The sequence below is a fragment of the Romboutsia sp. D33t1_170424_H2 genome, assembly GCF_015669105.1.
In the GTDB taxonomy this organism is placed as follows: domain Bacteria; phylum Bacillota; class Clostridia; order Peptostreptococcales; family Peptostreptococcaceae; genus Romboutsia_C; species Romboutsia_C hominis.
The window spans coordinates 1-8,934 of record NZ_JADOZQ010000027.1; the positions used below are offsets into that span (position 1 = coordinate 1).

Here is an 8,934-nt window from a genome sequence, read left to right on the forward strand (position 1 = left end):
TACCTGGTTGATAGGTCGAAGGTGTAAGTGCAGTAATGTATTTAGCTTATCGATACTAATAGGTCGAGGACTTGACCAAAAATCATTAACTAAATGATATACAGTTTTCAGAGTATTAACTCTAAAAGATAAAGATTATGTGGTTATTATAGCAAAGAGGATACACCTGTTCCCATACCGAACACAGAAGTTAAGCTCTTTAGCGCTGATGGTACTTGGGGGGCGACCCCCTGGAAGAGTAAGACGTAGCCACGTAGTCTTTTTTTTATGCAAAAAAATAAATATAATTGTTTTTCATACCATATATTAAATCTAATAAATAAAATATATAATTATATAAAAAATATTAGAAGCATTGAAATAGCTAGAGTTAGAGATTGTAAAAATTAAAATTTTTTAAAACTGAAAAAACTTTTTTGAATAATACTATTGAAACTTGATAATATATATAATATAATGATTATCAAATAGAAGAATTAATAAAAAGCTTTGAAGGAAATTAGTAAAGAGCAAGTTTGTATTCAGAGAGTGAGTGGTAGGTGTGAACTCATTACAATGGTTTTTGAATCTATTCTGGAGCTTCTACCGAAACAATAAGGTAAGACGTATACCTACGTTACAGGTTTGAGAGGGTTATATTTTTATATAACCAATTAGGGTGGCAACGCGGATAACAAGACTTTCGTCCCTTTCATAGGGGAATGAAGGTCTTTTTTTAATGCAATAATTACCCTAAGATTAAGGTTTTAGATAAAAATACATGTATTAGAAAACGTTATTTATGACTAAAATTAATTTATTAGCGCTGGTAGATTAACAAAAGTTATAAGTTTTGAATAGGTTAATTAAAGTAAAATAAATTATAAAATATAAGGAGGAATTAGCAATGTTAGATGTCAGAAGAATAAGAGAAAATTTAGAAGATATAAAAAAAGCTATGGATAGAAGAGGCGAAAAAGAATTCGACTTAGATGCTGTAGTTAGATTAGATGACGAAAGAAGAGAATTACTTAAAGAAGTTGAAGTAATGAAGAATGAGTTAAATGTAGAATCTAAGAAAATACCTCAATTAATAAAAGAAGGTAAAGATGTAGATGCAGCTAAAGCTCAACTTAAAGAACTATCAGATAAGATAAAAGGAATGGATGAAAAAGTTAGAGCTGTAGAAGCAGAGATGGAATACAACTTAATGAGAATACCAAATGTACCTCATCCTGATGTTCCACAAGGAACAACAGATGAAGATAATGTTCAAATAAGAACTTGGGGAGAACCTACAGAGTTTAACTTTGAACATAAGGCACACTGGGATATAGGAACAGGATTAGGAATATTAGATTTTGAAACTGGAAGTAAAATAACAGGTTCAAGATTCACTTTATACAAAGGATTAGGAGCTAGATTAGAGAGAGCGTTAATAAACTTCTTCTTAAATACTCATACGGCTGAGCATGGATATACAGAAGTTTTACCTCCTTTTATGGCTAATAGAACTAGCTTTATAGGAACAGGTCAATTACCTAAGTTCGAAGAAGACATGTTCAAAGTTGAAGGTGTTGATTACTTCTTAATACCAACTGCTGAAGTTCCTGTAACTAATATACATAGAGATGAAATATTAACAGTTGATCAATTACCAATAAAATATTGTGCATATACTCCATGCTTTAGATCTGAAGCAGGTTCTGCTGGTAGAGATACTAGAGGATTAGTAAGACAACATCAATTTAACAAGGTAGAATTAGTTAAATTTGTTAAGCCAGAAGATTCTTACGATGAGTTAGAAAAATTAACTAACGATGCAGAAAAAATATTACAATTATTAGGATTACCTTACAGAGTTGTTAAGATATGTACAGGAGACTTAGGGTTCACTGCAGCATTTAAATATGACTTAGAAGTATGGATGCCAAGTTACAACAGATACGTTGAGATATCTTCTTGTTCAAACTTTGAAGATTTCCAAGCTAGAAGAGCTGGTATAAGATTCAAGAGAGACAAAAAATCTAAAGCAGAATACGTTCATACATTAAATGGATCTGGATTAGCAGTAGGAAGATGTTTAGCTGCTATATTAGAAAACTATCAACAAGAAGATGGTTCAGTAGTAGTTCCAGAAGTATTAAGACCATACATGGGTGTAGATGTTATAAAGAAAGAAGAATTATAAGATCTAACGCAATTTAGACATATATTAGGAAGATCATTATCTATATATAAAGACCAACAGATTTCTGTTGGTTTTTATATATAGTGATACAATATTTTTAACAAGAAAGAGGATATAATTGTATGCACTATAGAAGAATATAAGTTATAGATAGATCTAATAGATTAAATCCTTGTAACCTAGTGATATTATAGTCTATTTAAGTTATAAATATAGCCAATTTACATTGTTTAATATTGCTTATAATGAAGAATTATGCAATAGTAACTAATTTTAACTTGTACAAATAAATTAAAATTCAGTTGAATTATAAATGTAACTATGATAATATAGAAGTGTTATAAGTTCTAGGAGGAAATATGAATAAAGAACTATATATGAAAGAAGCCTTGAAAGAAGCAGATAAAGCCTTTAAAAAAGGCGAAACTCCTATAGGGGCCATAGTAGTTAAAGATGGCAACATTATAGGCAGAGGACATAATTTAACTGAAACTTTAAATGATAGCACAGCTCATGCTGAGATTGTAGCAATAAGAGAAGCTGCTAGAAACTTAGGTGGATGGAGACTTATTGATTGTGAATTATATGTTACAATGGAACCTTGTATTATGTGCAGTGGGGCTATAGTTAATTCTAGAATAAAAAAACTTATAATAGGAACTAAACATATAAAAAACGAATATACAGAAAATCAGCATAAATTTAAGACTGATTACTATGAACGAAATAATATAAATGTCTTATTCGGTGTTTTAAAAGAAGAATGTTCTAATATATTACAGGAATTTTTTAGAGCTCTTAGGAAAAGATAATAAGGAGAGATGGTCGAGTCGGTCGAAGGCGCTCGCCTGGAAAGTGAGTATACGTCAAAAGCGTATCGTGGGTTCGAATCCCACTCTCTCCGCCAGAGGAAAATTTAAATATGGTTATAAGTTTGCTGTACTAGATGGGGAGGTAGCGGTGCCCTGTAACCTGCAATCCGCTATAGCAGGATTGAATTCCATCTAGAGGTTTACATCTTGTAGGGCTGCCCTGAATAAGTGGTGTTGACACTTAGGTCCTACGCAATGGAAGCTCATGAACCCCGTCAGATCCGGAAGGAAGCAGCGGTAAGTGATCACTTCCGTGTGCCGTAGGGGTGCCTAAGTTGAGCTAACTGTTTAGGTAACGCCTATGAGAGTAAATCAATAGATGGTGTACAGCTTTAATATATAAAAAACAAATCTCTTATTATAAGAGATTTTTTTTAATTATAAGAAAATCATGAAGTTTTTACTCTATACATAATTTTAGAAATATATCAATGAGTATACACAACATGGTTAATAGATATGGTATAAAAAATATGTTTTTTATACTTTTAATGAAATTAGTTAAGATAGTTTATATTTTAAAATAAATTTAGTTTGATTAGTATATATTTACATTTAATAACGTTAATAATTAATGTAGGTTGTATTTTATATAAAAATAAATACTAGCGTTTAAAATATAAGTAATGTGATGATATAATTAGATAAAAATAGATTAATTGTATGAAGTTTATTTAAGGAGAGATAAGAATGCATAAAGCATTATATAGAGCATATAGGCCACAAAATTTTGAAGATGTTGTGGGCCAGCAACATATAATAAGAACGTTAAAGAATCAGATAGAAAGTAATAATGTAGGACATGCATATTTATTTACAGGAACGAGAGGGACAGGTAAAACATCTACGGCTAAAATATTTGCTAGAGCAGTTAATTGTGTGCAAAGTAAAGACCAAGAGCCTTGTAATGAATGTGAAGTATGTAAGGATATAATAAATGATAATATAATGGATGTTGTAGAGATAGATGCGGCATCTAACAATAGTGTAGATGATATAAGAGAGCTTAGAGAAAGTGTTAAATATTCGCCTACAAAGTCTAAATATAAGGTATACATAATAGATGAGGTTCATATGTTATCACAGGGAGCGTTTAATGCACTTTTAAAGACATTAGAAGAACCGCCATCATATATAATATTTATATTAGCTACAACTGAACCTCATAAGATACCGGCTACAATACTATCTAGATGTCAAAGATTTGACTTCAAAAGAGTTACGGTTAATGATATGTCTGAAAGAATGAAAAAGATATGCAATGAGGAAAATATAGAAGTTGAAGATAAAGCACTTAACCTAATAGCTAGAAATGCACAAGGTGCACTGAGAGATGCCTTAAGTATATTAGATCAATGTATATCTTTTGGTGGTAACAAAATAGAATACAAAGATGTAGTTGAATTATTAGGGACAGTAAATATAGAGCAATTATTTGAGATGTCTCAGTTCATAATAAATCAAGATACAAAAAACTCTCTTCAAGCACTAAATGAATTTGTAATTTGGGGTAAGGATATAAGAAATTTAATTAATGATTTAATAGACCATTTTAGAAATCTTATGGTTTGTAAGGTGTCAACTGAATTAGATGAGATAATTTCTTTACCAGAAGAGACTATAGATAAATTAAAGTCCCAAGCTGAAAGTGTAGATGTAAATGATATTATAAGAGTTTTAAATATATTATCTGTTACACAAGATAGCATGAAAAGCTCATCGAATCCAAGGGTTCTGGCTGAAGTTACTATGATGAAAATAGCCCAACCTATGTTTGATGAAAGTAAAGAAGCTTTAATAAAGAGAGTAGAGAATTTAGAGAAGAAAATAGAGAGTGGAAATATAAAGGTTAATAGCAACAATATAGAGAATACTAATAATATAATAGAGGAAAAAGAAATAATAGAGACAGATGAAGTAGTATACGAATCTGTTAAAAGTGAAGATGTTAAGCTTATAGAGTCATCATGGCCTAAGATTAGAAAGAGTATAAAGGATGATAAGCAAAGTAAACAAATGCCAGTATACTTCTTATTAGGTGATGTAAGTAGTTTTAACGTATATGAAAATGTGTTATATCTAATATACGCAGATGGATTTGCGTTTGCTAAGAAAAGACTAAGCGAACCTGATACTATAGCATATATAGAAAAAGTAATAAGGGAAACTATAAGTAGAAGTTTTAATATAAAAATAATATTAGAATCTGAAGTTAAAAACATAGACTTAGAAATAAAGAGTGGAAAAGTTGACAAAGGTGAGGAGATTCTAAAAAGTATAGTAAATGAGGAGATACTAGAAATAAAAGATAGTGTCGAAGAAAATGAAAGTAAATAATAAACACTAATATGATATAATATTAAAATAAAATAGTTTTAAGGAGGAATTTAAAATGGCTAAAAGAGGTTTTGGAGGCGGAATGATGCCTGGAAATATGAATAATTTATTAAAGCAGGCTCAAAAGATGCAAGAAAACATGCAAAAGATGCAAGAAGAATTAGAAGCTAAGGAAATAGAAGCTTCAGTTGGTGGAGGAGCTGTTACTGTAAAAGTTAACGGTAAGAAAGAAGTTTTAGATATAAATATAAAACCTGAAGTTGTTGATCCAGATGATATAGAGATGTTACAAGACTTAGTATTAAGTGCTATAAATGAAGCTTTAAGAAATGTTGATGAAATGCAATCATCTCAAATGGGTAAATTAACTGGAGGAATGAACATACCAGGGTTATTCTAGTAGGTGATAATATGCAATCTTATACAGGGCCTATAGCTAGGCTTATAGAAGAATTTTCAAAGCTTCCAGGGGTAGGTAGAAAAACGGCTCAAAGATTAGCTTTCCATGTAATAAACATGAATGTTAATGATGTAGAGTCTTTATCTAAAGCTATTTTAGAAGCTAAGAGAGAAATAAAATATTGTTCAGTATGCTGTAATATAACAGACACAGACCCTTGTAGTATGTGTTCTAATAAAAATAGAGATGCTGGTGTAATATGTGTAGTAGAAGATCCTAGAGATGTTGCTGCTATGGAAAGAACAAGAGAATTTAAGGGGCAATATCATGTATTAAATGGAGTTATATCTCCTATGGATGGTATTGGACCTGATATGATAAAAATTAAAGAGCTAATCCAAAGATTAGGAAATCATGATGTAAGAGAAGTAATAATGGCTACAAACCCAACAATTGAAGGGGAAGCTACGGCTATGTATATAGCTAGACTTTTAAAACCTATGGGGATAAAAGTTACTAGAATTGCTCATGGTCTACCAGTAGGTGGAGACTTAGAGTATGCGGATGAAGTAACTATATCAAAAGCTTTAGAAGGAAGAAGAGAAATATAAAAAATCGAGGTATTTACCTCGATTTTTTGTCGTTTATTGATATAAATTTACTCAAATAATATAAGGTACACTTGTTGAATTAAACAATGAGTTAATGTATAATTTTAATAAATTCATTCAAAATTATTTATAGGAGAATAAAATGAAATCAACAATGAGCCTAGAAGAGAGAAAAGCTTTGAAAGAAAAAAGAGAAAAAAACTTAAAATCTAAAGGAAAAACAAAGTTTACAGAATCTGATGATATGAGCTTATTAATAAAGAAAAAAAACAGTAAAGCTCAGAAAAGCAAAAACTCGTGCTTTAGGAATAATTATAAGAAGTATCAATATGATTATGAAGAAGATTTTTATGAACCTACATACTAATATATATAATTGTAAAATGCCCAATGGATAATATCCTTTGGGCATTTATTATGTAAATTTAATTAAAATTAATTCATAGATAGTAACACATCCTCAACTAAATTAGCTATATTTTGAGAAGAATTAAATTTTCTTATAGATTTTATATTTTTCTTTAACATATCTAATCTAGATGGATCATCTATTAGCACTTTCAGTAAAACTGAAAGAGAATACTTTTTAGTAGTTCTAAGGGCTGCACCACAATTTGAAAGAAAATCTAAGTTTTCTTCTTCCTGTCCAGGAATATAATATGGAACAATCATAGGAACGTCTTTTAATAATGCTTCTGTAGTAGTTAAACCACCAGGTTTTGTTATTAAAACGTCAATAGAAGCAAGTATATCATTCATTTTATTAGTGTACCCAAGTACACATATATTTTTATTATGATTGTGAGTAGCTAGTTTCTTTTCAAGTTTCTCTTTTAAGGATTCATTTCTTCCTGTAATGACTAAAATTTGAAAATCTCTATCAATATCTAGTAATTCTTCTAAGGTTTCTTTTATATTACCAGCTCCAAAGCTTCCTCCCATAAGTAGAACTGTAAGTTTATCAGAAGATAAACCTAATTCATTTAAAACTTCTTCTTTTTCTCTATTACTTAAGAATGATTTTTCTACGGGGATACCAAAAGGTTTGATTTTTTCAGTATCAACTCCTTCATATGCTAGTAATTCTTTTACATACTCATGACCTACTATATAATAGTCTATTTCATTTTGTATCCATGTAGAGTGAGTAGTATAATCTGTAAGGACAGAGATCATTGGAGGCACATCTATAGTATCATGGTGATCACCTAGATGTAAACCGTGATCAGAACCTCCATCACTATGTTTTTTTAGTGTACTTAAAGCTATCATAGGGAAGGGATGTGTACCTATAATTAAATCGGGTTTAGAATCATTTAAAAGCTTTTTGAATTTTTTTGCCATTAAAGATGTAAGCAAATTACCTTTAAACTCATTTTTAGAAACAAGAGAGGTTTCAGAAAATCTGTATACACTACCATAAGCTTTTGGAGTATATATAGCAGATTTTTCATATCCCCTAGAAATTATTTTATCCATTGTATTATTAACTAATTTTAAACTATCCACTATTTCACATTGTATATTAAAACCATCTATCGTTTTTTGTTCTAACTCCTCTTTAATTGCTCGAGCAGCTCTATTATGACCTCCACCAGTTGAAGCAGACATAATCAATACTTTTTTGCTCATACTAAAATCCTCCTAAAATGTAGAGTTATATTGAATAATAATGCAATTTTTTGTATTATTAAATATATTAACTTAGAAAAAATAAATTATGTATTATATTATATACTAATAATGAGTTAATAATAATCTAATATAATATAAAAAAAAATACAAGCATAACAAAATAAATACTTAGGAGCAGATAGATGAAAGTAGTAGAGATATACACTAGCGATACATGTCCACAATGTATAAAAGCTAAAGAGTTTCTAAAAAATAAAAATATTGAATATAAAGAATATAATATATCGAAAGATTTAGATGCAAAGAAAAAGTTGATAGGTATGGGGTATATGTCTATTCCTCTAACTATTATAGATGGAGAACATGTCTTAGGCTTAGATATAAGTAGAATGACACAACTATTAGAGAAATAGTATTTATTGATATAAGGAAGCTTGTAAAAAAGATTTCTTATATCAATAAAAAATATAAAAATTAGTATGAAATGTAGAAAAATACATAGACTAAATCACAGATAATAATAGATTAAGAAAAAAATTAAAAAAAGTTTAAAAAAAGTATTGACGATATAAGTGTAAGGTGATATAGTATTACTTGTCCTTAAGAAAAGGGCAAAAACGAAAATGAACTTTGAAAATTAAACAGTAGGTTAATTTATATAACTAATGATTCTTAAGAGAATCGAAAACAAACCAAGCCAGATATTCAGATAATGATAGTCTGAGCAGGTAACAACTTTTATTTGAGAGTTTGATCCTGGCTCAGGATGAACGCTGGCGGCGTGCCTAACACATGCAAGTCGAGCGATTTACTTCGGTAAAGAGCGGCGGACGGGTGAGTAACGCGTGGGTAACCTGCCCTGTACACACGGATAACATACCGAAAGGTATGCTAATACGAGATAACATG

8 protein-coding genes, 1 tRNA gene, 3 rRNA genes, 1 other RNA gene and 1 other annotated feature are annotated in these 8,934 nt (G+C 30.0%); of the genes, 12 read left to right on the plus strand and 1 reads right to left on the minus strand.

What is annotated here, in order from left to right; all coding sequences use genetic code 11:
* The 10 genes from I4U66_RS14270 to I4U66_RS14315 form a co-directional block, all read left to right on the plus strand.
* A 23S ribosomal RNA gene (locus I4U66_RS14270) occupies nucleotides 1–79 on the plus strand; the annotation flags it as partial.
* Nucleotides 80–138: 59 nt separating this feature from the next.
* Nucleotides 139–255: ribosomal RNA gene (gene rrf, locus I4U66_RS14275) — 5S ribosomal RNA — on the plus strand.
* 225 nt (nucleotides 256–480) lie between these two features.
* Nucleotides 481–693: a binding site (T-box leader), on the plus strand.
* Nucleotides 694–886: 193 nt separating this feature from the next.
* The gene (gene serS / locus I4U66_RS14280) at nucleotides 887–2,170 is read left to right on the plus strand and encodes a serine--tRNA ligase (protein WP_195582031.1); all 1,284 of its coding nucleotides are present in this window, start codon (nucleotides 887–889) and stop codon (nucleotides 2,168–2,170) included.
* A gap of 359 nt (nucleotides 2,171–2,529) precedes the next feature.
* Entirely contained in the window at nucleotides 2,530–2,982 is a 453-nt protein-coding gene (locus tag I4U66_RS14285; protein ID WP_092921356.1) for a nucleoside deaminase, read from the plus strand.
* Nucleotides 2,983–2,985: 3 nt separating this feature from the next.
* Nucleotides 2,986–3,077: transfer RNA gene (locus tag I4U66_RS14290), tRNA-Ser, on the plus strand.
* Between the two features lie 30 nt (nucleotides 3,078–3,107).
* An RNA gene (gene ffs / locus I4U66_RS14295) (signal recognition particle sRNA large type) lies at nucleotides 3,108–3,372 on the plus strand.
* Nucleotides 3,373–3,732: 360 nt separating this feature from the next.
* Nucleotides 3,733–5,379, plus strand: coding sequence for a DNA polymerase III subunit gamma/tau (gene dnaX, locus I4U66_RS14300; RefSeq protein WP_195582033.1), 1,647 nt, complete (start codon nucleotides 3,733–3,735; stop codon nucleotides 5,377–5,379).
* A 55-nt stretch (nucleotides 5,380–5,434) separates the two neighbouring features.
* Nucleotides 5,435–5,779, plus strand: coding sequence for a YbaB/EbfC family nucleoid-associated protein (locus I4U66_RS14305; protein ID WP_092921359.1), 345 nt, complete (start codon nucleotides 5,435–5,437; stop codon nucleotides 5,777–5,779).
* 11 nt (nucleotides 5,780–5,790) lie between these two features.
* Entirely contained in the window at nucleotides 5,791–6,390 is a 600-nt protein-coding gene (gene recR, locus I4U66_RS14310; RefSeq protein WP_195929278.1) for a recombination mediator RecR, read from the plus strand.
* Between the two features lie 142 nt (nucleotides 6,391–6,532).
* Complete coding sequence (locus tag I4U66_RS14315; protein ID WP_092921363.1) at nucleotides 6,533–6,757, plus strand: hypothetical protein; 225 nt, start codon at nucleotides 6,533–6,535, stop codon at nucleotides 6,755–6,757.
* 68 nt (nucleotides 6,758–6,825) lie between these two features.
* Here the strand turns inward: I4U66_RS14315 and I4U66_RS14320 are convergent, their stop codons facing one another.
* Complete coding sequence (locus I4U66_RS14320; protein WP_195929279.1) at nucleotides 6,826–8,022, minus strand: MGDG synthase family glycosyltransferase; 1,197 nt, start codon at nucleotides 8,020–8,022, stop codon at nucleotides 6,826–6,828.
* Nucleotides 8,023–8,207: 185 nt separating this feature from the next.
* On the opposite strand from I4U66_RS14320, the gene I4U66_RS14325 reads away from it, so the two are divergent.
* Together I4U66_RS14325 and I4U66_RS14330 are read left to right on the plus strand one after the other, a co-directional pair.
* Nucleotides 8,208–8,438, plus strand: coding sequence for a glutaredoxin family protein (locus I4U66_RS14325; protein ID WP_092921367.1), 231 nt, complete (start codon nucleotides 8,208–8,210; stop codon nucleotides 8,436–8,438).
* 325 nt (nucleotides 8,439–8,763) lie between these two features.
* Nucleotides 8,764–8,934, plus strand: a 16S ribosomal RNA gene (locus tag I4U66_RS14330); the annotation flags it as partial.

What these genes read in the sequence shown, in the direction of transcription:
- recR (WP_195929278.1), top strand. Translation starts at nt 5,791, where the DNA reads ATGCAATCTTATACAGGGCCTATAGCTAGGCTTATAGAAGAATTTTCA.
- I4U66_RS14305 (WP_092921359.1), top strand. Translation starts at nt 5,435, where the DNA reads ATGGCTAAAAGAGGTTTTGGAGGCGGAATGATGCCTGGAAATATGAAT.
- I4U66_RS14315 (WP_092921363.1), top strand. Translation starts at nt 6,533, where the DNA reads ATGAAATCAACAATGAGCCTAGAAGAGAGAAAAGCTTTGAAAGAAAAA.
- I4U66_RS14320 (WP_195929279.1), bottom strand. Translation starts at nt 8,022, where the DNA reads ATGAGCAAAAAAGTATTGATTATGTCTGCTTCAACTGGTGGAGGTCAT.
- I4U66_RS14285 (WP_092921356.1), top strand. Translation starts at nt 2,530, where the DNA reads ATGAATAAAGAACTATATATGAAAGAAGCCTTGAAAGAAGCAGATAAA.
- I4U66_RS14325 (WP_092921367.1), top strand. Translation starts at nt 8,208, where the DNA reads ATGAAAGTAGTAGAGATATACACTAGCGATACATGTCCACAATGTATA.
- dnaX (WP_195582033.1), top strand. Translation starts at nt 3,733, where the DNA reads ATGCATAAAGCATTATATAGAGCATATAGGCCACAAAATTTTGAAGAT.
- serS (WP_195582031.1), top strand. Translation starts at nt 887, where the DNA reads ATGTTAGATGTCAGAAGAATAAGAGAAAATTTAGAAGATATAAAAAAA.